16 protein-coding genes are annotated in these 22,630 nt (G+C 68.5%); 4 read left to right on the top strand and 12 right to left on the bottom strand.

What is annotated here, in order from left to right; translation table 11 throughout:
- Positions 1-25 precede the first annotated feature (25 nt).
- The 3 genes from trxB to sigM form a co-directional block, all read right to left on the bottom strand.
- Entirely contained in the window at positions 26-991 is a 966-nt protein-coding gene (gene trxB / locus ACZ6C6_RS26795) for a thioredoxin-disulfide reductase (protein ID WP_469206040.1), read from the bottom strand.
- 133 nt (positions 992-1,124) lie between these two features.
- A complete protein-coding gene (locus ACZ6C6_RS26790) occupies positions 1,125-1,328 on the bottom strand; it encodes a hypothetical protein (RefSeq protein ID WP_469206038.1) in 204 nt (67 codons plus the stop codon).
- A 773-nt stretch (positions 1,329-2,101) separates the two neighbouring features.
- Positions 2,102-2,839 (bottom strand): RNA polymerase sigma factor SigM, encoded by a 738-nt coding sequence (sigM, locus tag ACZ6C6_RS26785; protein WP_469206036.1) that lies wholly within the window; start codon positions 2,837-2,839, stop codon positions 2,102-2,104.
- Between the two features lie 142 nt (positions 2,840-2,981).
- On the opposite strand from sigM, the gene ACZ6C6_RS26780 reads away from it, so the two are divergent.
- Positions 2,982-3,446, top strand: a complete 465-nt coding sequence (locus ACZ6C6_RS26780) for a DUF2690 domain-containing protein (protein WP_469206034.1) — start codon at positions 2,982-2,984, stop codon at positions 3,444-3,446.
- A gap of 85 nt (positions 3,447-3,531) precedes the next feature.
- Here the strand turns inward: ACZ6C6_RS26780 and ACZ6C6_RS26775 are convergent, their stop codons facing one another.
- The 3 genes from ACZ6C6_RS26775 to ACZ6C6_RS26765 form a co-directional block, all read right to left on the bottom strand.
- Positions 3,532-5,232, bottom strand: coding sequence for a protein kinase family protein (locus tag ACZ6C6_RS26775; protein WP_469206032.1), 1,701 nt, complete (start codon positions 5,230-5,232; stop codon positions 3,532-3,534).
- 133 nt (positions 5,233-5,365) lie between these two features.
- On the bottom strand, positions 5,366-7,522 hold the full coding sequence (gene murJ, locus ACZ6C6_RS26770; RefSeq protein ID WP_469206030.1) for a murein biosynthesis integral membrane protein MurJ: 2,157 nt from the start codon (positions 7,520-7,522) through the stop codon (positions 5,366-5,368).
- A 49-nt stretch (positions 7,523-7,571) separates the two neighbouring features.
- Positions 7,572-9,869 (bottom strand): DUF6049 family protein, encoded by a 2,298-nt coding sequence (locus ACZ6C6_RS26765; protein ID WP_469206028.1) that lies wholly within the window; start codon positions 9,867-9,869, stop codon positions 7,572-7,574.
- Positions 9,870-10,050: 181 nt separating this feature from the next.
- Here ACZ6C6_RS26765 and ACZ6C6_RS26760 point away from each other — a divergent pair, with 181 nt between their 5' ends.
- A complete protein-coding gene (locus tag ACZ6C6_RS26760; protein ID WP_469206026.1) occupies positions 10,051-11,493 on the top strand; it encodes a CCA tRNA nucleotidyltransferase in 1,443 nt (480 codons plus the stop codon).
- A 136-nt stretch (positions 11,494-11,629) separates the two neighbouring features.
- Here ACZ6C6_RS26760 and ACZ6C6_RS26755 read toward each other — a convergent pair whose 3' ends face one another.
- The 4 genes from ACZ6C6_RS26755 to ACZ6C6_RS26740 form a co-directional block, all read right to left on the bottom strand.
- A complete protein-coding gene (locus ACZ6C6_RS26755; RefSeq protein WP_469206024.1) occupies positions 11,630-12,199 on the bottom strand; it encodes an LppU/SCO3897 family protein in 570 nt (189 codons plus the stop codon).
- 44 nt (positions 12,200-12,243) lie between these two features.
- Positions 12,244-13,509, bottom strand: a complete 1,266-nt coding sequence (locus ACZ6C6_RS26750) for an MFS transporter (RefSeq protein ID WP_469206022.1) — start codon at positions 13,507-13,509, stop codon at positions 12,244-12,246.
- A 114-nt stretch (positions 13,510-13,623) separates the two neighbouring features.
- On the bottom strand, positions 13,624-14,706 hold the full coding sequence (locus ACZ6C6_RS26745) for an inositol-3-phosphate synthase (protein ID WP_469206020.1): 1,083 nt from the start codon (positions 14,704-14,706) through the stop codon (positions 13,624-13,626).
- 62 nt (positions 14,707-14,768) lie between these two features.
- The gene (locus ACZ6C6_RS26740) at positions 14,769-15,473 is read right to left on the bottom strand and encodes a PadR family transcriptional regulator (protein ID WP_374781085.1); all 705 of its coding nucleotides are present in this window, start codon (positions 15,471-15,473) and stop codon (positions 14,769-14,771) included.
- Positions 15,474-15,860: 387 nt separating this feature from the next.
- Between ACZ6C6_RS26740 and ACZ6C6_RS26735 the strand changes: the two genes are divergently transcribed.
- Positions 15,861-18,620: a transglycosylase domain-containing protein gene (locus ACZ6C6_RS26735; RefSeq protein WP_469206018.1), complete on the top strand. Its 2,760-nt coding sequence runs from the start codon at positions 15,861-15,863 to the stop codon at positions 18,618-18,620.
- A gap of 88 nt (positions 18,621-18,708) precedes the next feature.
- Positions 18,709-20,211, top strand: coding sequence for a glycosyltransferase family 87 protein (locus tag ACZ6C6_RS26730; protein ID WP_469206016.1), 1,503 nt, complete (start codon positions 18,709-18,711; stop codon positions 20,209-20,211).
- Between the two features lie 22 nt (positions 20,212-20,233).
- Here the strand turns inward: ACZ6C6_RS26730 and ACZ6C6_RS26725 are convergent, their stop codons facing one another.
- Positions 20,234-21,265: an alanine racemase gene (locus ACZ6C6_RS26725; RefSeq protein WP_018101875.1), complete on the bottom strand. Its 1,032-nt coding sequence runs from the start codon at positions 21,263-21,265 to the stop codon at positions 20,234-20,236.
- Positions 21,266-21,370: 105 nt separating this feature from the next.
- The gene (locus ACZ6C6_RS26720) at positions 21,371-22,489 is read right to left on the bottom strand and encodes a lipid II:glycine glycyltransferase FemX (protein WP_469206014.1); all 1,119 of its coding nucleotides are present in this window, start codon (positions 22,487-22,489) and stop codon (positions 21,371-21,373) included.
- Between the last annotated feature and the right edge of the window lie 141 nt (positions 22,490-22,630).

Raw genomic sequence — 22,630 nt, 5'->3', positions numbered from 1 at the left:
GGGATGTGCGTGGGACGTGGGTGGGTCAGACGGCAGCCGCAGGGGCGGCCTGCTCGTCGTCGGCGAGGGCGGCGAGGAAGCGCTCTGCGTCGAGGGCGGCGGAGCAGCCGGTGCCGGCCGCGGTGATCGCCTGACGGTAGGTGTGGTCGACAACGTCGCCGGCGCCGAAGACCCCGGACAGGTTGGTGCGCGTCGAGGGAGCGGCGACCTTCAGGTAGCCCTCGTCGTCCAGGTCGAGCTGGCCCTTGAAGAGCTCGGTGCGCGGGTCGTGGCCGACGGCGATGAACAGGCCGGTCACGGGCAGCTCGGACGTCTCACCAGTCTTGGTGTTGCGCAGCGTCACACCGGAGAGCTTCTGCTCGCCGTTGACCCCGGCGACCTCGCTGTCCCAGGCGAACTTGATCTTCGGGTCCGCGAAGGCGCGGTCCTGCATCGTCTTGGAGGCGCGCAGGGTGTCGCGGCGGTGGATGATGGTGACCGACTTGGCGAAGCGCGAGAGGAAGGTCGCCTCCTCCATCGCGGTGTCGCCACCGCCGACCACGGCGATGTCCTGGTCCTTGAAGAAGAAGCCGTCGCAGGTTGCGCACCAGGAGACGCCGCGCCCGGAAAGGGCGTCCTCGTTGGGGAGTCCGAGCTTGCGGTGCTGGGAGCCCGTGGTGACGATGACCGCCTTGGCGCGGTGGACGGTGCCTGCCGTGTCAGTGACGGTCTTGATGTCACCGGTGAGGTCCACGGAAACCACGTCGTCCGGGACCAGCTCGGCGCCGAAGCGCTCGGCCTGGGCGCGCATGTTGTCCATGAGCTCGGGGCCCATGATCCCGTCCTGGAAGCCCGGGAAGTTCTCCACGTCGGTGGTGTTCATGAGCGCGCCACCGGCGGTGACGGCCCCCTCGAAGACCAGCGGCTTCAGCGAGGCGCGCGCGGTGTACAGGGCGGCTGTGTAGCCGGCCGGGCCGGAGCCGATGATGATCACATTACGCACGTCGCTCACGGGTTTCTTCCTCGTCTCTGCAGACTGCCTACTGTCCACGCCTACTGGGGCCGGTTCAACGACTCTCACCCCACCCAACGGATCCTACGGGGGATGCATTCCCGACGTGCCGGGGTGGATGGCGGCGCGGTTCTCAGGGGCGTGCGTAGGCGTGAGTCAGCAGCAGCTTTCCCTTGGAGGGAGGCTCGGCTCCCACGCAGGCCGCGTCCACGACGTACGCCTGAACCCTGGCCGGGTCCGTGGGATGGGGCAGGACGACAAGGAACGCGTCGGTGCCCTCGTAGCTGCCTCTCTCGATGGCGAGCGCCGGGCTGTCGCGGTCGATGCCTGCTTCCACGCACGCAGGGACAGTCACCGAGGGGGCTCGGAGCGGGGACTCGGGAGACATGGAGTCCGAAGGATCCGCTTGGAGCGAGGGCCGGGACTGGGGTGAGGACTGGGACCCGATAGAGGGAGCCTCGTCGTTTCCCTTGGGGTGGGGGCTCTCGGTGCCGGAGCTCGGCCTTAGTAGCGCGTTCACCTGGTCCTTGAGGGTGTCCGCAGAGAACGCCTTCGAGCGACTTTTCGGGGCGGTGGCCCCCGTGTCTTGGCTGACTCCGGCGGCGGAGGTGTCGCTCCGCTCCGCTCCTGGGACGTTCTGCAGCAGCAAGACGCTCATGCCGACGAGGGCAGCGGCCCCGAGCGCGGAAGCGAGCAGAGCGCTGCGGCGACGCCTCCGCCCGGGGCGCCGACCGGGGCCGGTGTTCGCACGTGGATGTCCGGCCGGACGATTCGGGGCATGCGACGTGGACGGAGGACTCCCGGCTATGCGCGAGGGCTCTGTTTCACGTGAAACATCGCTCGCCGTATCCGGTTCCGAGTAACGGGCTCTTGCTTCGGCGGCAAGCGCGGCGTCGATGCGGTCGGCGATGTCTGTGGGCATGGGCTCGGCGGCGGGCAGGTCGCCGAGCAGCCCGCGAATCTTCTCCAAGGAGGCGAGGACATCGGAGCAGTCTTCGCAGGCGTTCAGGTGGCTGCGGATCTCGGCTGCGCGGGCCTCGGGAAGCAGGTCCTCGGCCAGGTCGGAGATTTCCGAGACTTCCGGGTGCTGGGTCGTGCCGGGTGCTGACGTCATCGGTGTCCACCTCCGCCCTTCATCACTGTGGGGTCGCTCGTGCCCGCGTCTCGTGGCCCGGCTGCCGGTGGGACGGATGCTCTGGGCGTCCGGTTCCCTTCCGGGCCGGGCGCCTCACCGGCGTGACTGTCGCTGCGGAGATGCGTCAGCTGGGGGGCCAGGCGGGCCCGGCCCCGTGCACAGCGGCTCTTCACTGTGCCCACGGGCACATCGAGGATGCGCGCGGCCTCCGCCACCGGATACCCCTGCATGTCCACGAGGACGAGCGCTGCGCGCTGCTCGGCGGGGAGGGTGGCCAGCGCGGCCAAGAGTTCGCGATGGAGATCGTGGCGTTCGGCCGGGGCCTCCGCGGACTCATGCGGCTCCAGCAGTTGGTCGAGCCGTTCCGGGTCATCGACGGGCGAGGTCTTCCGGGACGCGGCTTTGCGGACGCGGTCGAGGCAGGCATTCACCGTGATGCGGTGCAGCCAGGTGGTGACGGCGGACTGTCCCCGAAACGTGTGGGCGGCGCGGAAGGCGGAGATCAGAGCGTCCTGTACGGCGTCAGCCGCTTCCTCGCGGTCGCCCAGTGTCCGCAGGGCCACGGCCCACAGCCGGTCTCTATGGCGCCGAGCCAGTTCGCCGAAGGAGTCGGGATCGCCGGCGACATGCTGCGCGATGAGGTCCGCGTCGCTTGGTGGATCGGCGGCACCGGCGCCGTAGCGCTCGCGGTCTCCCCCCTCAGCTGTCGCCATCCGTGCATTCAAACCGATCCAGGCCGGGAAGTAAATGGCGAGGTCGGTTGGATTGTATGAATGATAAAAGGCGCGATTTGGTCGCGCTTCGGAGGTGCCCTGTCCGCCCTATATTGAGGGAAATCAGAAAGGGGACCATGTGATGCAGAAGCATGTGAAGCGATACCTGGGAAAGGCTCTCCCGGCCGTTCTCACCGCACCCGTGCTCGTGGCGTTGCTCCCGGGGAGCGCACAGGCAGCCACCTATTCGATGGACGGGAAGAATCCCATTTCTGCCGGATGCTCCGGCGACGCCTCCACTGTGAAGCGGGCACTGATCGGCACGTCCAGCTGGACGCTCGGCGCCATTGAGCTGCGGTACAGCGTCAAGTGCCACACCGCGTGGGCACGGATCAGCCTTTCCGAGGACGTGTGGGGCAAGGCCCGGATCGTACGGAACTCGGACGGCAAGTCTTATAACTGCACGAAGCTTTCCTACAGCTCGTCGCTCGGCACATATACCTGCTACACGGCCATGGTCTACGACAAGGACCCGCTCTCCGCATACGCCGAGGGCTGGTCCCAGTACGACAACGTGAGCCTGAACTCGAAGACGCCTTCGTACTGACCCACTGGAACGGTACACAGGCAAGGAAATGGGGCTGGGCCGGATCCTCGGATCCGGCCCAGCCCCATTCTCGTGTTCGAGGCCGTCAGCTGGTGACCTTGATGTCCGAGACCTTCCCCCGGAAGTTCCCCTCGCCGCTCGGCGGGAGCTTGGTGAGCCAGACGAGCAGGAACCGTGCCTGCACCGGCTTGGAGGGCTTCAGCGACACCTGGGTTCCCGACCCCTGGGCGACCTTGTCGAAGCCGGTCGGACTGGTCGGCACCGTCGAGCCGTCGGCGGTGCGCAGCTCGACCGAGGTGGAGCCACCGAGGAAGGACACGTCCACCTTGCCGACGCGCTGTGTCGAGCCGAGGTCGAGGACGACGCCGACGCCTGTCTTCAGATTGCCGAACTCGGCCGACGCGTACCAGTCGGTGTACCAGTACGAGCTCGGGTCGTCGTCGTAGACCTTGCCTATGCTCTGCGGCTTCTCACTGCCGTCGGGGCCGAGCGGGTCGTAGTCCTGGGCGGCGACGATCGGAACGGGCTTGCTCTTCTCGACCGGCGGGGCGTCGTTGTTCTCCGGGTTGGTCTGAGTGGTGCCGGGGTCGCCGCCCGAGTTCTTGTCCCGGTCGATGAGTGTCTCGGCGAGCTGCCAGCTGCCCAGGCCCAGGGCGGCGATCAGCAGTGCGGACACGACCCATTTCAGCGCCTTGCCGGTGCGGCTCTGCAAGGGCGCGGGGGGCACTGGTACGACCGGCTGGGTCACAGGGGCACCGGCCGACGCCGGCCTTCCGTACGTTCCCTGCTGGTAGGTGGTGCGCTGGTACTCGGGCGGGGCGGTGAAGACGGGCTCGGGCGGGGGGACGCGGGGCATGGCCGCCACGGCCTTGGCGAGCTCGTCGGGCGTGGTGCACGGCTGCTCCTGGCGGGACGCCGTGGCGCCGTCATTGGCGAGAGCCCGCATGGCGATCTCGGAAAGGCCCCTGTGGACTCCGGCCCGCACCTGGTCGGGCGGAAGCAGCCCCATGCCCTTGGGCAGACCGGTGAGCCCGTACGCATCGCTCTCGTACGGCCAGCGCTGGGTCAGCGAGGCGTACAGCAGGGCCCCGATGGCCTCCGTGTCGGCACGCTGGGGGCCTTCCGATGTGATGCCCCGCAGGGCCGCGTTCACCGCGAGGCCGCGGATGCGGTACTGGCCGGACGAGCTGCGCAGCACGGCCCCCGGCGTGAGCCTCAGGTGTGCCAGGCCCTCCCGGTGCGCGGCTGCCATGGCCTGGGAGATCTGGCTGACGAGCTGGTACGCGTCGTGGGCATCCATCGGGCCCGCGCTCAGCAGGGCCGTCAGCTCGGTGGCGTCGGGAAGCCACTCGTGGACGACATAGACGAGCTCGTCCTCCTCGACGGCGTCGAGGACCTGCACGAAGCGCGGGTCTCCCAGTAGCGCGGAGGACCGGGCGGCGGCCAGGACCGAGCGTGCGCGCGGGTGGTCCGCGGGCAGGAGGTGGACCCCCACCGCGCGACGGAGCTTCTCGTCGACGGCACGCCAGCTGCTGAAGCCGTCCAGACGGGTGACACATTCCTCCAGCCGGTACCGGCCGGCCAGCTTGTGACCGCTGTGCAGATCCGGGGTGGCCGGGAAGGTCTTCGCTGCGGCCTTCTCGTCGTTCTCCTCCTGGGAGCCCGGGTCTGCCGCGTCCTGTGCTTCTGCCTTGCCGTCGGTCGTGGCCTCGTCCGCCTTGGCGGTCAGCGGCTCGTCCCCGCTGTTGTCGGCCACGTCGACGGCAGCCGTGCTACGTTCCGCCACCGTCGTTCCTGCCTCCCCATCCGTTGCGCGATGCCAGCCAGCTCTGCTCTGCACAGTCACGCCAATTGTGCCCACACTCCGGCGCTATGCACGACACGCGGAGACCGGCGATGGTTGTGCGGTGCGGCCGGCCTCAGCGGCCGAGCCGCCCCCTGACCATGCCGACCATGCCGTTGATCTCCTCGATCCGCATTCTTCTCGCCGCGACGAAGAACACTCCCAGCAGCAGGGCACCGCCGCAGACCAGGGCGACGAGCGAGCCGAAGGCGCCTTCCCCGACGACCCGCAGAAGGCCGAAGCCCGCGGCGCCGCCGACCACGGTGGCAGGCAGTGCGGCCAGGCACAGCCTGGCGTAGGTGCGGACCACGTGCGCGCCGTCCAGGTCACCGCCCAGACGGTTGCGCAGCCGACGCCAGGCGATCCCGACGCCGACGGCATAGGCCAGGCCGTACGAGGCCGCCATGCCGACCACCGCCCACTGGGCGGGCAGCACGACGTAGCAGAGGGCCGAGGCCGCCGCGTTGACCAGGGCGACGATGACGGTGTTGTAGAACGGCGTGCGGGTGTCCTCGTACGCGTAGAACCCGCGCAGCACCACGTACTGCACCGAGTACGGGATCAGGCCGAGGCCGAAGGCCATCAGGATGAAGCCCATGGAGCGGGCCGCCTCGGGGCCACTGGACGAGTAGAGCAGGGTGCACATCGGTACACCCAGGGCGAGGAAGGCGAAGGCGACCGGGACGATGGCCACGGCGGAGTTGCGGAGCCCCTGCGAGATGTCGTCGCGGACGGCGCCGGGGTCGTTGTCGTGGGCGGCCCGGGAGATGCGGGGCAGGAGGGCGGCCATCACCGAGACGGTGATGATCGCCTGCGGCATGCCCCAGATCAGCTGGGCGTTGGAGTAGGCGAGGAAACCCGCGCCGTCCTGCCCGGATGCCTTGCCGGCCGAGGTCGCGAGCTGGGTGACGACCAGCACGCCTGCCTGGTTGGCGAAGACGAACAGCACCGTCCACTTCGCGAGCTTTATCGTCTTGCCCAGCCCGTGGCCCTTCCAGTCGAACCGCGGACGGAAGCGGAAGCCGGCCTCGCGCAGATACGGGACCATGGCCAGCGCCTGGACAACCAGGCCGAGCAGGGTGCCGATGCCCAGCAGCCGCACACCTTCCGGCGGAATGGTGTCCACGCCCATGTGGGACTCGTGGGAGGTGCCGTAGACCCAGATGAACATCCCGAAGGTGAAGATCATGACGATGTTGTTCAGGACCGGGGTCCACATCATCGCGCCGAACTTCCCGCGGGCGTTGAGGATCTGCCCCATCACCACGTGCACGCCCATGAAGAAGATGGTGGGCAGGCAGTAGCGGGCGAAGCTGACGGCGACGTTGTTGGCCGCCGGGTCGTCCGCGATCGTCGAGGACATCAGCCGGATCAGCCAGGGGGCCGCGAAGACCACCACGGCGACGATGAGGCCGAGCGCGACCATCACCAGGGTCAGCAGCCGGTTGGCGTACGCCTCGCCGCCGTCCTCGTCGTCCTTCATCGAGCGGACGAGCTGGGGCACGAAGACCGAGTTGAGGCCCCCGCCCACCGTGAGGATGTAGATCATCGTGGGCAGCGTGTACGCGATGGTGAAGCTGTCGCCGAGCAGCGCCGCGCCGAGGGCCGCGGTGATCACGAGGCTGCGGACGAAGCCGGTGAGGCGCGAGACGAGCGTGCCGGCCGCCATGACCGCGCTGGACTTCAGCAGGCTGGAGGCGCGGCCGCCGGACTTGGCCGGTGCCGGGGCGGGCTCGGGCTGGGCCGCGGCCGGAGAGGTGCCCGGGTTCGCGGGGCCCTCCTGGTCGCGGAAGAGGTGGGCGAACGCGTCGGGCTCGTCACGGTCCGCGGAAGCCTGTGTGACGAGGTCGTCGACGCCCACGAACTGCGTCGTCGCGGCATTGTCACCGTACGGGAGGTGGCGCGAGGGTCCGGCGGGCTCGGGCGGCGGCGTCTGGGCCCAGATGCGAGGGTCGGGGGCGTACTGGGGCGACGGCGGCTGCTGATAGAGCGGCTGCGGCTGCTGGTAGGTGCCGGGAGGCGGCGGCGGATGCGCGGCGCGGTCGTACAGCGCCTCGTCCACCGGATCCTGGGCGGACAGGTCCTGTGCCCAGTACGGGTCGGGGTCGTACGCGGACTGCAGATACGGGTCCGGCGCCGGATGCTGCTGCGGGTCAGGGGGCACCGGAGGGCCGCCGGAGTACCCGGCTCCGCCCGTACCCTGACCGCGGTCACCGTCGTACGGCGCGTTCATCGAAACCCCACCTCATCGTCCCCGGCCGACCGGCCACGACAGACATCGCTCAACGGTCCACCTTCTCACCCGTGTCCGACGGCTCCGCGCTTTCGGGACCGGTGTCCGGCGTCGGGTCACTCGGCTGCTCGGGTTCACTGCCGTCGTCGCCCGCCGCGCCGCCCGCGTTGGCGCGCTTGCGATGTGCATACATCCTGATGCCGGCCAGCACCAGCAGCAGGAGCCCGCCGGCGATGACCAGAAGGACGGTCGGGGTGATCTCGGAGACCTTCACGGTGAAGGCCATTTCCTCGCCGTACGGGGTCCCGTCCTCCGTGTAGAGCTGCGCGGTCATCTGGACCTGGCCGTTGATGTTGGCCGCCGCGTCAAACTTCACGGACTGACTGTGCCCCGCGCCGATCTGGATGGGCTGCTCCGCGATGCTGCCGCCGTCGTTCAGCTTGAGCCGCGTCGCGTTGTCCGACTTCAGCCGCAGCACCAGGCCCTTGACGTCCTGCAACAGCCTGTTCTGCACGGTCACCGGAATCGTGGCGCTCCGGCCGGACAGAGTGATGTCCGACTTCGGGACGAGCTGGACCTCGCCGACGAGCCCTTGCAGATAGGTGCGGACCGAGTCCCGGTACTGCTGGGCCTCCAGCGGCCTCCCCCGCCACGACGTCGACATGGACCGGTTGACGGCGTTGCCGAAGGGGGTCACCACGCGCTCGGGGTGGGTCAGGATGACCTGGAAGTTGTTGAGCGAGGCCTGGATGGACTTGATGTCCTGGAACGCCTGCGTGGGCAGCTCCTGGCGGCGCAGCTTCTTCGGGTACCGGGATGTCGGAGGCACCTCCGTGGTCGCCTCGGAGTCCGGCTTGGTCGCCGCTGCCTGGACCAGCCCCTCGGACTTCGTCCAGCGGTCGGCGTCCAGTGCGTCGATGGCGCGGGCCATCGACTGCGCCTGGGCGACCGTCGGGGTGCGCTGGGGCGCCACGACGACAGAACGGTCCTTGTCCGTGTCCTGCTCGGCCAGGGCGAGGGTGAGGGCGAGGAACTTCTGGACGGCGAGCGTGGAATTTCCGGCGTTGCCCATGTCGCCCTGGAAGGCCGTGGAGAGTCTCGCGTCGGCGACGACCGCCGTGGTACCGCCGCCGATCGGACGGGCGGCGGAGGGCGTGTAGACCAGGTTCCCGGTCTCGTCGAGGCTGTCGCTGCGGGCGATCACGTGATGGGCGCCGGCGGAGGTGGCGACGTCGACGATCGACGGGTCCACCGCGCCGTCGACCGGCCAGGCGAAGTCGGTGGACGGCTTCAGATGAAGGATCGTCTCCACCGTCATCGCGGCGACCTCGCTGGCGGTCTGCAGATGGCTGAGGGTGCCGGAGACGTTCTTGCCGCGGTGGGCGATCGAGGCCAGGTCCGGGTCGCCGAAAGGCAGCGCTACGACCTTGCCCTCGGACACGGCCGCCTCCAGTGAGGTCAGCCACTTCTTGGCCACGTCCTGGTTCGTCCCGGCGACCGTCGTGTCGCCGGACCTCACCCGGTAGGGCTTGGTCATCGCGTCGACGCTGGCCAGCAGGTCCGGATCGATGACCCAGGTCACGGGCAGGCGGCTGCCCAGGGAGACCATCTGTTCGAGTCGGCCGCCCGGTGCGATCTCCGCGGCGAGGTCGTCATCGGCGAACACCGGGGTCTGCTGCTCGTCCGAGCCGGTCTCCGCCGTGAGGTGCGCCGATGCGATGAGCGGCCAGAGGTAGCTGATGCCGATCTTGGAGTCGCGGTCGCCGTCCTGCCAGGGCAGGAAGGTCCGCTTGATGCCGAGCACCTGGTCGTACACGGTGTGCGAGGTGCGCCCCGACAGCGAGACGCCCAGTTGGTAGACCCCGTCGTCCCCGAGGTTCAGCTTGCTGACGGGGACGGACAGCGTGAAGTCCTGGCTGATTCCCGAGCGCAGCTTGTCGATCTCGACCGTGTACTTGCCCCCGATCGGATAGGGGTCGGTACCAGGCAGGTATCCCGTGCGCCGGGCGGCTGCGTCGATGGCGGTGCGGCTGAAGAGGCGGGGGCCGACCCGGAGGTCGACCTGGGCGTCGGTGACCGTCTCCTTGCCCCTGTTGGTCAGCGTCCCGGAGATCCGCAGCGTGTCCCCCTTCTCCGGGGTGCTGGGGGTGATCTCGTCCAGGGACACCGACACCGTGCTGGAACCTGTCGGAGCCTTGGCCGGAACGTCGGCTCGGGCCTGCGGGGTGGAGGCGCCTGCCAGCAGGGCGGCGAGGAGCGGTGCCCCGGCGAGCACGGCGGCTGTGCGCCGCAGCCACCGGCGGGCAGGAGAGGGATTCATCCCCTGGATGTCTGCCGCCTCGGCCACGCGTACCCGTCCCTCGTCATCGTCAACTGCTGTGGATCGTCGTCCGTTGCTGCGTCCCCGCATGGTAACGAGGTGCGTCGAGGCTAAGTGCCGGGGAGTGTCCTGCATGATCGGGAGAGTCTTGCAGGGCCCGGGAAATGGGTGACGTCCGGACCGGTCCGTGCACGTACCCTTTTCTGTTGTGCCGAATGCCAACGAAGACAACCCCAGCGCCCTGACCCAGGTGCAGCACCGCGCAGTCAGCGAACTGCTGCGGGTCGCCCCGGTCGCCGACGATCTCGCCCGCCGATTCCAGGATGCCGGATTCAGTCTCGCACTGGTCGGCGGCTCGGTCCGCGACGCACTTCTCGGCAGGCTCGGGAACGACCTCGACTTCACGACTGACGCTCGCCCCGAGGACGTGCTGAAGATCGTCAGGCCGTGGGCCGACTCCGTCTGGGAGGTCGGGATCGCCTTCGGCACGGTGGGGGCGCAGAAGCACGGCTACCAGATCGAGGTCACGACGTACCGGTCGGAGGCGTACGACAGGACCTCGCGCAAGCCGGAGGTGTCCTACGGCGACTCCATCGAGGACGACCTCGTGCGACGCGATTTCACGGTCAACGCCATGGCCGTCGCTCTGCCGGAGAAGGTCTTCATCGACCCCCATGACGGCCGGAAGGACCTGGCCGAGCGGGTCCTTCGTACGCCCGGGACGCCTGAGGCCTCGTTCTCCGACGATCCGCTGCGCATGCTGCGGGCGGCACGGTTCGCCGCGCAGCTCGACTTCGAGGTGGCCCCCGAGGTCGTCAGCGCCATGACGGAGATGGCGGGCCGGATCGAGATCGTCTCCGCCGAGCGAGTGCGCGAGGAACTGAACAAGCTCCTGCTCTCCGAGCATCCTCGGAAGGGGCTGTCCCTCCTCGCCGAAACGGGCCTGGCCCAGCAGGTGCTGCCCGAGTTGCCGGCGCTCCGGCTGGAGAGTGACGAGCACCACCGGCACAAGGACGTGTACGAGCACTCCTTGACCGTCTTGGAGCAGGCGATCGCGCTGGAGGAGGACGGGCCGGACCTCGTTCTGCGTATTGCCGCGCTGCTTCATGACATCGGCAAGCCGAGGACGCGGCGCTTTGAGAAGGACGGACGGGTCTCCTTCCACCATCACGAGGTGGTGGGCGCCAAGATGACCAAGAAGCGCATGACGGCGCTCAAGTACTCCAACGAGATGGTCAAGGACGTCTCTAAGTTGGTGGAACTCCACCTGCGCTTCCATGGCTACGGCGACGGCGAGTGGACCGACTCCGCGGTGCGTCGCTATGTACGGGATGCCGGTCCGCTCCTGGAGCGGCTGCACAAGCTGACCCGTTCGGACTGCACCACGCGCAACAAGCGCAAGGCTGCTGCTCTCTCGCGGACCTACGACGGGCTTGAGGAGCGCATCGCTCAGCTGAAGAGCCAGGAGGAGCTGGACGCGATCCGGCCGGACCTGGACGGCAACGAGATCATGCAGATCCTCGGCGTGGGGCCGGGCCCGGTCATCGGCAAGGCGTACGCGTTCCTGCTGGAACTGCGCCTGGAGAACGGTCCGCTGGAGCACGACGCAGCGGTTGCGGAACTGAAGAAGTGGTGGGAGGCGCAGAGCTGACGCTCTCGCTCCCGTTCGATGCGTCGGCGCTCATGTTTCACGTGAAACATGAGCGCCGACGCATACGCCGAGGGCGTTGTTTCACGTGAAACAACGCCCTCGGTCTGCGCTCCGCGTGCTGCGGAAGTTCAGTGGTTCAGCTGGCCGGCTTGAGTGGCGTCAGGCAGAGCACCACGCTGTTCCGGCTCTTACGTCGACCCGAGCTCTCGGTGTATGCGGAGTACTTCTCCACGTCGCAGAGGTCCGTGTCGGTCGTGTTGTCATGTACTTCGGCGACCTTGTACTCGGCGGCGGACGAGCCGCAGTCGACGGACTCCATGTCGGGGTTGTAGTTGGTGCCCTTGTTCTCCAGGCAGTCCCCGACCGAAGCGGCCTTGGCGTCTGACTCGAACATGTCGCCCAGGCCGAACTTCAGCGCGCCGAGTACGACGAGGCCCACGACGATGAGGATGATGTTGCGGGTGGCGAGGAACGCCTTCTTGCCGCCCGAGGGCTGCGAAGGTCCCTGCGGAGGAGTGCCCCACCCCTGCGGCTGCTGCGGCTGCTGAGGGGCTCCCCAGCCCTGCTGCGGCTGCTGCTGAGGGCCGCCCCACCCCTGCTGGGGCTGTTGCGGCGGGTAGCCGTATCCGCCCTGCTGCGGCGGGTAGGGCTGAGGCTGCTGGCCGTAGGGACCGTTGCCCTGCTGTGGCTGTGGCGGGTAAGTCATCTGGATGCCCCCGTTATTCGTGTGTCTTGTTTGACGCGGGCACGCTATAGGACATCACCGCCCCGACTCCAATGCGCGAGGCACAGGGCAGAGCCTGCGTAGAGCACCGCCACACCGATCACCAACGCCGCGGACCGTCCGTCAGGCGGGAGTGCCAGTGCGGCGACCGCCGCCGCGGCCACGAAGGCCACGTTGAACAGCACGTCGTAGAACGAGAAGGCCCTGCCCCGGTAGGCGTCGTCCACAGCGGTCTGAACCACGGTGTCCGTGGCGATCTTCGCTCCCTGCGTGACGAGTCCGAGGACGAAGGCGGCGACGAGCATCGGTGCCGGAGAGAACCACAGCCCCAGGGCCGGTTCGAGCACAGCGGCGGTCCCCGCGCACACCACCATCCAGCGGAGCCGCCCGAGCCGCGCCGCGGCCCAGGGGGTCAATACGGCCGCCGCGAAGAACCCGGCACCGGAGACGACCACCGCGAGGCCGAGGAGGGCCAGTCCGTCGTCCTCGTTGTCCGTCCAGGCGTACCGGCAGAGCATCAGGACCATGACGGTCAGTGCCCCGTAACAGAATCGGATCACCGTCATCGCGGCCAGCGCCCGGGACGCGCTCCGGTGGTTCAGCAAGTGCCGCAGTCCGTCGAGGAGTCCTCCGGCGGCAGCCGCCAGCGCTGCCCGCAAGGACATGCGGCCGACGTCGCGGTCGGGCCCGAGGAGGCCCGCCGCCAGGCTCAGGGCCGCCAGCGCCGAGGCGAAGTAGAGCGCCGCACCGAGCAGCACCACGGCGGCATCCGAAGCGGCCAGCAGCCGCACCACGAAGGCGAGTCCGCCGCCGGCGGTGGCCGCGAGAGTGCCCGCCGTCGGCGACAGCGAGTTGGCGAGCACCAGATGCTTCCGCTCGACCACGCGCGGCAGAACGGCGGAGAGACCGGCGAGGACGAAGCGGTTGACCGCAGTGACACACAGCGCGGAGGCGTAGAAGAGCCACGCCGGAGCCGCGCCGATGATCAGGAGGGCGGTGCAGCAGGCGAGCCCGGAGCGCAGCAGGTTGCCGTAAACGAAGACCTGACGCCGGGGCCAGCGGTCCAGCAGCACGCCCGCGAAGGGCCCGACGAGTGAATAGGGGAGCAGAAGCACGGCCATGGCGGAAGCGATCGCCCCTGCGGACGCCTGCTTCTCCGGCGCGAAGACCACGTACGTGGCCAGCGCCACCTGATAGACGCCGTCGGCCGACTGGGACATGACCCGCACGGCCAGCAAGCGGCGGAAGTCCGGGAGGCGGAGAAGTATGCGCAGGTCGCGCGCGACGGGCATGGGAGCAAGGGTCACACACGACGAGGGCCCCCGGGCGGATTGCCCGGGGGCCCTCAACGGCGCGGCAGCCGAGAGGCGTTGCCGTCCCTCACCTGCGCGACTGACTCACGGGAGTCAGTTGGAGACCTCACCGCGGATGAACTTCTCGACGTTCTCGCGGGCCTCGTCGTCGAAGTACTGAACCGGCGGGGACTTCATGAAGTACGAGGACGCCGAGAGGATCGGGCCACCGATGCCGCGGTCCTTGGCGATCTTCGCCGCACGGACGGCGTCGATGATGACACCGGCGGAGTTCGGGGAGTCCCACACCTCGAGCTTGTACTCCAGGTTCAGCGGGACGTCACCGAAGGCGCGGCCCTCAAGGCGCACGTACGCCCACTTGCGGTCGTCCAGCCAGGCCACGTAGTCCGAGGGGCCGATGTGGACGTTGTCCGCGCCGAGCTCGCGGTCACGGATCTGCGAGGTGACGGCCTGGGTCTTGGAGATCTTCTTGGACTCCAGGCGCTCACGCTCGAGCATGTTCTTGAAGTCCATGTTGCCGCCGACGTTCAGCTGCATCGTGCGGTCCAGGATGACGCCCCGGTCCTCGAAGAGCTTCGCCATCACGCGGTGCGTGATGGTGGCGCCGACCTGCGACTTGATGTCGTCGCCGACGATCGGGACACCGGCCTCGGTGAACTTGTCCGCCCACTCCTTGGTGCCGGCGATGAAGACCGGAAGAGCGTTGACGAAGGCGACCTTGGCGTCGATGGCGCACTGGGCGTAGAACTTCGCGGCGACCTCGGAACCCACCGGGAGGTAGCAGACCAGGACGTCGACCTTGCGGTCCTTGAGGATCTGGACGATGTCGACCGGGGCCTCGGCCGACTCCTCGATGGTCTGGCGGTAGTACTTGCCGAGGCCGTCGTGGGTGTGGCCGCGCTGGACGGTGACACCGGAGTGCGGCACGTCGCAGAGCTTGATGGTGTTGTTCTCGCTCGCACCGATGGCGTCCGCGAGGTCCAGGCCGACCTTCTTCGCGTCGACGTCGAAGGCGGCGACGAACTCGACGTCCCGCACGTGGTAGTCGCCGAACTGGACGTGCATCAGGCCGGGCACCTTGCCGGCCGGATCGGCGTCCTTGTAGTACTCGACGCCCTGGACCAGCGAGGCGGCGCAGTTGCCCACGCCGACGATGGCTACGCGAACCGAACCCATTCCGGTTGCTCCCTGTGTGTAATGGATGTTTCTGATGAGCCCACCGCGGATCTGCGGCGAACTCACTTGGCGGTGTCGCCGGACGGATCCGGCGGGTTGTCTCCCCGCCGGGGCAGGCCGTCAGGCTCTCCTGCGGTCTTCTGCTGAGCTGAGCCCTCGGGCGAGGATCGTCGCTGATCCCGTCCCGACCGCTCGCTCTCGATGAGCTCGTTCAGCCAGCGCACTTCGCGCTCCACGGACTCCATGCCGTGTCGCTGCAGCTCAAGTGTGTAGTCGTCGAGGCGCTCACGGGTGCGGGCCAGAGAGGCGCTCATCTTCTCCAAGCGCTCCTCCAGCCGGCTGCGACGGCCTTCCAGCACCCGCATCCGCACGTCGTGCTCCGTCTGCCCGAAGAAGGCGAAGCGAGCCGCGAAGTGCTCGTCCTCCCAGGAATCGGGGCCGGTGTGCGAGAGCAGCTCCTCGAAATGCTCCTTACCTTCTGCCGTCAATCGGTAGACGATCTTGGCGCGGCGTCCCGCCAGGGACGAGGCGGGAGCGACGGGCCGGCCGGAGCCGGGTGCCGCTTCCGCCGGAGCGGTCCCCGGCTCCTCGATCAACCAGCCGTTGGCGACCAGCGTCTTGAGGCAGGGGTAGAGCGTCCCGTAGCTGAAGGCACGGAAGATGCCCAACGAGGTGTTGAGGCGTTTGCGCAGCTCGTAGCCGTGCATCGGGGATTCGCGGAGCAGTCCGAGGACGGCGAACTCAAGGATGCCGGAACGTCTGCTCAACCTCGCTCCTCCTTCTCCGAGTGCTCTCACGGTCCCTTGTACCGGGTCGATGTACCGAGCTGATGTATCGACTCGATACATCAGCACGATAGATCGGACCGGCGGTGCCGACAAGGGGAGCCTCAGTGAGCGGCGTCACATCGCCAATTCGTAGGAACCGACTTGCGTTATTTGGGGTGAAGTTCGGTCCCAGGAGGGTTTTGACCGTGCGTAGTCTGTGCGGCATGCAGACCACCGGGAACCGCGAGACGCGCGCATGCGTGAGTGTTCGCGGGCCATCCGGACGCATAGCGGGCGAGCCCGTCGCCGGGCCGGCCCGTCATTCGGGGGACCGGATCTCACCTGCCGCTTCCAGGCGCTCTCGCCTGCCCGAGGAGTAGTCGTTCGATGAGCGAGCACCGTCGCAAGACGTCGCAACCGCAAGGTGGCGGACGTGCCGCGGCCCGACGAGCCGCCCAGCAGTCCTCAGGACGCCGCGCAGCACCGTCACGCGGAGTAACTTCAGCCTCACCTTCCGATTCGCACGGCGAGGAGGCGCCGTACGCAGGTCGCGCCGCCGCCAGACGTGCGGGCCAGCGTGGCGGCGGAGGAGGCCGTGGAGGTTCCGACGGCGGCGGTGGACGGCGTCGCGGTGGTGGGGACGGCGGGCACGAGGGCCGTGGTCGCGGTGGACGGCGTCCGGGCAAGAAGCGCTTCATCGACTACCCGCGCGCCGGCCGTCAGGGCCTGCGCCGCTGGGTTCCGTCCTGGAAGCTGGTGTCCAGCCTGTGCATCGGCTTCCTCGGCCTGCTGATGGGCCTCGCGGGTCTCGCGTACGCGATGGTCGCGAAGCCGGAGGTCAACGAAGCCGCGAAGGCGGAGAACAACGTCTACTACTGGGCGGACGGCAGCCAGATGGTGGCCACCGGTGGTGATGTCAACCGCCAGGTCATCGACTACGCGCAGATCCCCGAGGCGATGCGCAACGCCGTCATCTCGGCCGAGAACAAGTCCTTCGACACCGACCACGGCATCGACCCCATGGGTATCGCCCGCGCCGTCTTCAACATGGCCAAGGGCGGCGAGACCCAGGGCGGTTCGACGATCACCCAGCAGTACGTCAAGAACTCGCGGCTGTCGCAGGAGCAGACCCTCAGCCGCAAGTTCGAGGAACTCTTCATCACGCTCAAGGTCGGCAGCGAGATGAAGAAGAAGGACGTCATGGCCGGGTACCTGAACGTCTCGTACTACGGGCGCGGCGCCTCCGGCATCCAGGCCGCGGCCCGTACGTACTACGGGGTGGACGCCAAGGATCTGGACGCCAGCCAGTGCGCCTTCCTGGCCAGCCTCCTCAAGGGCGCCAGCTACTACGACCCGGCCGGTGCGCCGGAGGTCGACTCGGTCCAGGCGACCCCGGCCAAGAACCTCGCGCGAGCGAAGAAGCGCTGGAAGTGGATCCTTGACGAGGAGGTGAAGGACGGCCGGATGTCGCAGAAGGAGCGCGACGGGTACACCAGGTTCCCGATGCCCGACAAGCCGAAGCGGGCCGCGGAGCTGGGCGGCCAGATCGGCTACCTCGTCAACACCGCCAATGCCGAGATCTACAACCGCACCGACATCACCAAGGACATGCTCGACCAGGGCGGCTACGAGATCCACACGACCTTCGACCAGACGAAGGTCAATCAGCTCAGCAAGGCCGTCAAGCGGGTCTACGACGAGAACATCGATCCCAAGAAGCGCCCGGAAGACACCCACGTGCAGTTCGGCGGCTCGTCGGTCGACCCCAAGACCGGTGCGATCCAGGCGATCTACGGCGGTGTGGACGCGACGAAGCACTTCCAGAGCAACGCCGATCCCACTGGAGCGGCGGTCGGCTCGACCTTCAAGCCCTTCGTACTGGCGGCGGCCATGGAGTACGGCAAGCGGGACCCGTCCGGCGGTGCGGAGCAGGACGAGTCGCAGCGTACGAAGGTCTCGCCGCTCAGCATCTACAACGGCGCCAACAAGCTGAAGATCAAGAAGTACAACGGCGACATCTGGACCGACAAGGCCGGCAATGAGTGGCTGCAGACCAACGACGACCACGAGTCGTACGGCAACATCACCCTGCGTGAGGCCATGCAGTGGTCCGCCAACTCCCCGTACGTGCAGCTGGGTATGGACGTCGGCACGGACAAGGTGAAGGAGGCGGCCATCGCGGCGGGCCTGAAGGACGACCGGTACATGGCGGACGCCAGCGTGCCGTCCTTCTCGATCGGTACGTCGTCGCCCAGCACGACGAGCATGGCCGGCGCCTATGCCACGTTCGCGGCCCGGGGCCAGCAGCGCGATCCGTTCTCCGTCACCGAGGTGAAGAAGCGCGGCAGGCCGGAGTACCAGCACAAGGCGGTCACCAAGAGCGCCTTCGACCGAGTCATCGCCGACAACGTCACGGACGTGCTCAAGAACGTCGTCGAGAAGGGGACCGGTACGTCGGCCCAGCTTCCCGGCCGTGAGGTCGCGGGCAAGACGGGTACGACCGACGACAACCTGTCGGCGTGGTTCGTCGGCTACACACCGCAGCTGTCGACGGCGATCAGCATGTACCGGCTGGACGACGACGAGAAGCACAAGAACCGCAAGTTCGAGAAGATGTACGGCACCGGTGGGAAGGACAAGATCCACGGTGCCTCCTTCCCCGCCCAGGTCTGGCACGACTACATGATCGAGGCGATGAAGAAGGAGAAGGCGGAGCCCTTCCCCAAGGCGGAGCCGATCGGGGACAAGGTCTACGGCGGTGGCGCGTCCAAGAAGCCCTCGCCGACGCCCACTCCCACGCCGACCGAGACCGAGACGACGAAGCCGACCCCGACGCCCACGCCCACGCCGGACGTCCCGAGCCCCGATCCGACCGAGACCTGCGGTACGTGGGACTGGAACTGCCAGAACAACAACGGCGGCGCCAACGCGGGCACCACCCAGGGCAACGACGGCGGAACGGACACGGGCACCACCCAGGGCAACGACGGCGGAACGGATACCGGCACCTCCACCGGCACGACGGATGGAGCCGACGGTTCGGACGGGGGCACCACCACCGGAACCAACAACGGCGCCACCGGTGGCAACGGCAACGGGAACAACAGCACCGGGACCACCAGCTGGTGGGGTGGGACGACCGGGTAGAGCCCGGTACGCAGGGAGATGAGGGCCGCGGCACCCCGGTGCTGCGGCCCTCGTCCTTTCCACAGCGCCGTACGGCAGGATGTGCGGCATGCCAAGCGCAGAGGACACGAGCGTGCACCAGGAACGGCCCGTCGTACGGCCCACGCACCGGGACGAGGTCGCGGCCGCCGGAAGCGAGCTGATCGGCGGGAGGTCGGGCCGCTGGTCGCGGCTCGGCAGCGCCGCCCTCACCCCAGTGGGCGCGGTCGCCCTGGTAGCCATCGGGATGTTCGCGCTCGGCATGGTGCAGAAGCTGCCCTGCTACAACTGGGCTTGGTTCAGGGGCGCCGGCTCCCAGTACACCCACGCGTGCTACTCGGACATTCCGCACCTGTACTCGGGGCGCGGCTTCGCCGACGGACTGGTGCCGTACTTCGACCGGCTGCCCGGGGACATGCAGTTCCTGGAGTACCCCGTCCTCACCGGGGTCTTCATGCAGGTCGCGGCTTGGCTGACACCGGGCGGCTCCATCCAGGAGCAGGAGCAGGCGTACTGGCTGGTCAATGCCGGGATGCTGATGATCTGCACCGCTGTGATCGCCGTCTGTGTCGCCCGTACGCACCGGCGGCGCCCCTGGGACGGTCTGCTGGTGGCGCTCGCGCCCGCCTTCGCGCTCACCGCCACGATCAACTGGGACCTGCTGGCCGTGGCGCTCACGGCCGGGGCGATGCTCATGTGGTCCCGGAGCCGGCCGCTGGCGTTCGGCATCCTGATCGGCCTGGCGACGGCGGCGAAGCTCTACCCCGTGCTGCTGCTGGGGCCCGCGTTCGTCCTGTGCTGGCGGGCGGGGAAGTGGCGGGAGTTCGGGTCGGCGGCGCTGGGAGCGGCCGGCTCGTGGTTGGTGGTCAATCTGCCGGTCATGGTCTTCGCGCCCGAGGGGTGGAAGAAGTTCTACACCTTCAGCGAGGAACGCGGCATCGACTTCGGGTCGTTCTGGCTGGTCATCACACAGCGCACCGGTGAGTCCATCGACGTCGGCACGGTCAACACCGTCTCGACGGTGACCACCATCGCACTGTGCGCCGCGATCGGCGTCCTGACCCTCACGGCACCGCGCCGACCGCGCTTCGCGCAGCTCGCGTTCCTCGTGGTCGCGGTGTTCATCCTCGTCAACAAGGTCTACTCACCGCAGTACGTCCTGTGGCTGATCCCTCTCGCCGCGCTGGCCAGGCCCCGCTGGCGGGACTTCCTGATCTGGCAGACGTGCGAGGTCCTGTACTTCCTCGGGATCTGGTTGTACCTCGCGTACACGACGAGCGGCGACAAGCACCAGGGGCTGCCGACCGAGGGCTACCAGCTGGCGATCGTGCTGCATCTGCTGGGCACGCTGTACCTCTGCGCCGTTGTCGTACGGGACATCGTGATGCCGGAACGCGACGGGGTGCGGCGCGACGGCTCGGACGATCCGTCGGGCGGGGTGCTCGACAGGGCCGAGGACGTGTTCGTCCTGTCCCGTCTGGTCGAGACGGGTGCCGCACGCCGGGAGGCGCTGCCCGTGGCCCCTGGGCCGCGGGTGGAATGGGGAACGGCCGGCACGCCCGCCGCCGACTGAGCGGGGCGGGCGGCGCGCGGACTCAGCGTTCGACGATGCGGTCGTACTGCGTGGTCGTGTGGCGCAGGTGGGCCACCAGCTCGTCCCCCACCCGGGGCTCCTCGGCGTCCGAGGGCACGAACAGGATCGACACCTGCATGTGCGGCGGTTCGGCGAACCAGCGCTGCTTGCCCGCCCAGACGAACGGGGACAGATTCCGGTTCACGGTGGCCAGGCCGGCCCGGGCGACGCCCTTGGCCCGCGGCATCACCCCGTGCAGCGCCTTGGGGGCCTCCAGGCCCACGCCGTGCGAGGTGCCGCCGGCGACGACGACCAGCCAGCCGTCGGACGCGGCCTTCTGCTGCCGGTAGCCGAACCGGTCGCCCTTGACGACGCGGGTGACATCGAGCACGGCGCCCCGGTACTCCGTCGCCTCGTGGTCCCCGAGCCAGAGCCGGGTGCCGATGCGGGCGCGGAACCGGGTCTGCGGAAACTGCTGCTGCAGCCGGGCGAGCTCGTCGGCGCGCAGGTGGCTGACGAACATCGTGTGCAGCGGAAGCCTGGCCGCCCGCAGGCGGTCCATCCACGCGATGACCTCCTCGACCGCGTCCGAACCGTCCGTACGGTCCAGCGGCAGGTGGAGGGCGAAGCCTTCCAGGCGTACGTCCTCGATGGCCGCGTGCAGCTGCCCGAGCTCCTCCTCCTTGACGCCATGGCGCTTCATGGAGCTCATGCATTCGATGACGACCCGGGCGCCCACCAAGGCGTGCACTCCGTCCACGGAGGACACGGACCGGACGACCCGGTCGGGCAGCGGCACCGGTTCCTCACCGCGCCGGAACGGCGTGAGGACCAGCAGGTCACCGCTGAACCAGTCCTTGATGCGGGCCGCCTCGTAGGTGGTTCCGACCGCGAGGATGTCGGAGCCGAAGCGGATCGCCTCGTCGGCCAGCCGCTCGTGACCGAAGCCGTACCCGTTGCCCTTGCAGACGGGCACGATGCCGGGGAACTGGTCGATAACGGATTTCTGGTGCGCCCGCCAGCGCGCGGTGTCGACGTACAGGGAGAGCGCCATGGCCGGTCCGGAACCCTTCTGGTGGCTGCGGTGGATCAGGGAGGAGAAGCGTGTTCAGGCCCCATTGAAACCAATGAAGCCGGTTTCGTCAGCTGTGGGGCCGGATCAGCGGCGTGACATGTAGATGTCGAGCGCCTTGTGCAGCAGCTTGTTGAGCGGGAAGTCCCACTCACCGAGGTACTCCGCCGCCTGGCCGCCGGTGCCGACCTTGAACTGGATCAGGCCGAAGAGGTGGTCGGTCTCGTCCAGCGAGTCGGAGATGCCGCGCAGGTCGTAGACCGTGGCGCCCATGGCGTACGCGTCGCGCAGCATCCGCCACTGCATCGCGTTCGAGGGGCGGACCTCGCGCTTGTGGTTGGCCGAGGCGCCGTACGAGTACCAGACGTGTCCGCCGACGATCAGCATGGTCGCCGCAGCGACGTTCTCGCCCTCGTGCCGGGCGAAGTACAGCCGCATCCGGTTGGGGTCCTCGCTGTTGAGGGCCGTCCACATGCGCTGGAAGTAGCCGAGGGGGCGCGGGCGGAAACGGTCGCGCTCCGCCGTGATCTCGTACAGCCGCTGCCACTCGGAGAGCTCCGCGTAGCTGCCTTGGACGACCTCGACGCCGGCCTTCTCGGCCTTCTTGATGTTGCGCCGCCAGAGCTGGTTGAAGCCCTTGTGGACGTCCTCCAGCGAGCGGTTCGCCAACGGCACCTGGAAGACGTAGCGGGGCTGTACGTCACCGAAGCCGGCGCCGCCGTCCTCGCCCTGCTGCCAGCCCATCTTCCGCAGCCGGTCGGCGACCTCGAAGGCGCGCGGCTCGATGTGCGTGGCCTCGACGTCGCGCAGGCGCTTCACGTCCGGGTCCTGGATACCGGACTTGATGGCCGCGGCGTCCCAGCGGCGGATGACCACCGGCGGGCCCATCTTCACCGAGAAGGCGCCCTGCTGCTTGAGGTGCGCCAGCATCGGCTGCAGCCAGTCGCTCAGGTTCGGGGCGTACCAGTTGATGACCGGGCCCTCGGGCAGGTACGCCAGGTAGCGCTTGATCTTGGGGAGCTGCCGGTAGAGCACCAGGCCGGCACCGACGAGCTGGCCGGTCTTGTCGAACCAGCCCAGGCTCTCGGAGCGCCACTCGGCCTTCACGTCCGCCCATGCCGGAACCTGCATGTGGCTGGCCGCGGGCAGACTCTGGATGTACGCCAGATGCTGCTCTCGGCTGATGGTCCTCAGGGTCAGGCTCATGCGGGGCGCTCCTCGGCAGGTGTGTCCCCATCGGTCAGGGGCTCCGGCTCTCGCGCCGAAGCCTACTGTGGCCGCGAAGTGAGCGGTCTGGCCCCGTGTACCTGTACGTGTGCGGGGGCGGCCCCGTCCGGTGACGGAGCC

Source organism: Streptomyces sp. NPDC041814 (assembly GCF_055590565.1).
This window is presented reverse-complemented; position numbering and strand designations above follow the sequence as displayed.

Bases quoted from the DNA above. Each gene is read 5' to 3' on its own strand.
- sigM (WP_469206036.1), bottom strand. From the start codon at position 2,839: ATGGCGACAGCTGAGGGGGGAGACCGCGAGCGCTACGGCGCCGGTGCC.
- ACZ6C6_RS26780 (WP_469206034.1), top strand. From the start codon at position 2,982: ATGCAGAAGCATGTGAAGCGATACCTGGGAAAGGCTCTCCCGGCCGTT.
- murJ (WP_469206030.1), bottom strand. From the start codon at position 7,522: ATGAACGCGCCGTACGACGGTGACCGCGGTCAGGGTACGGGCGGAGCC.
- ACZ6C6_RS26755 (WP_469206024.1), bottom strand. From the start codon at position 12,199: ATGACTTACCCGCCACAGCCACAGCAGGGCAACGGTCCCTACGGCCAG.
- ACZ6C6_RS26750 (WP_469206022.1), bottom strand. From the start codon at position 13,509: ATGCCCGTCGCGCGCGACCTGCGCATACTTCTCCGCCTCCCGGACTTC.
- ACZ6C6_RS26745 (WP_469206020.1), bottom strand. From the start codon at position 14,706: ATGGGTTCGGTTCGCGTAGCCATCGTCGGCGTGGGCAACTGCGCCGCC.
- ACZ6C6_RS26735 (WP_469206018.1), top strand. From the start codon at position 15,861: ATGAGCGAGCACCGTCGCAAGACGTCGCAACCGCAAGGTGGCGGACGT.
- ACZ6C6_RS26730 (WP_469206016.1), top strand. From the start codon at position 18,709: ATGCCAAGCGCAGAGGACACGAGCGTGCACCAGGAACGGCCCGTCGTA.
- ACZ6C6_RS26725 (WP_018101875.1), bottom strand. From the start codon at position 21,265: ATGGCGCTCTCCCTGTACGTCGACACCGCGCGCTGGCGGGCGCACCAG.
- ACZ6C6_RS26720 (WP_469206014.1), bottom strand. From the start codon at position 22,489: ATGAGCCTGACCCTGAGGACCATCAGCCGAGAGCAGCATCTGGCGTAC.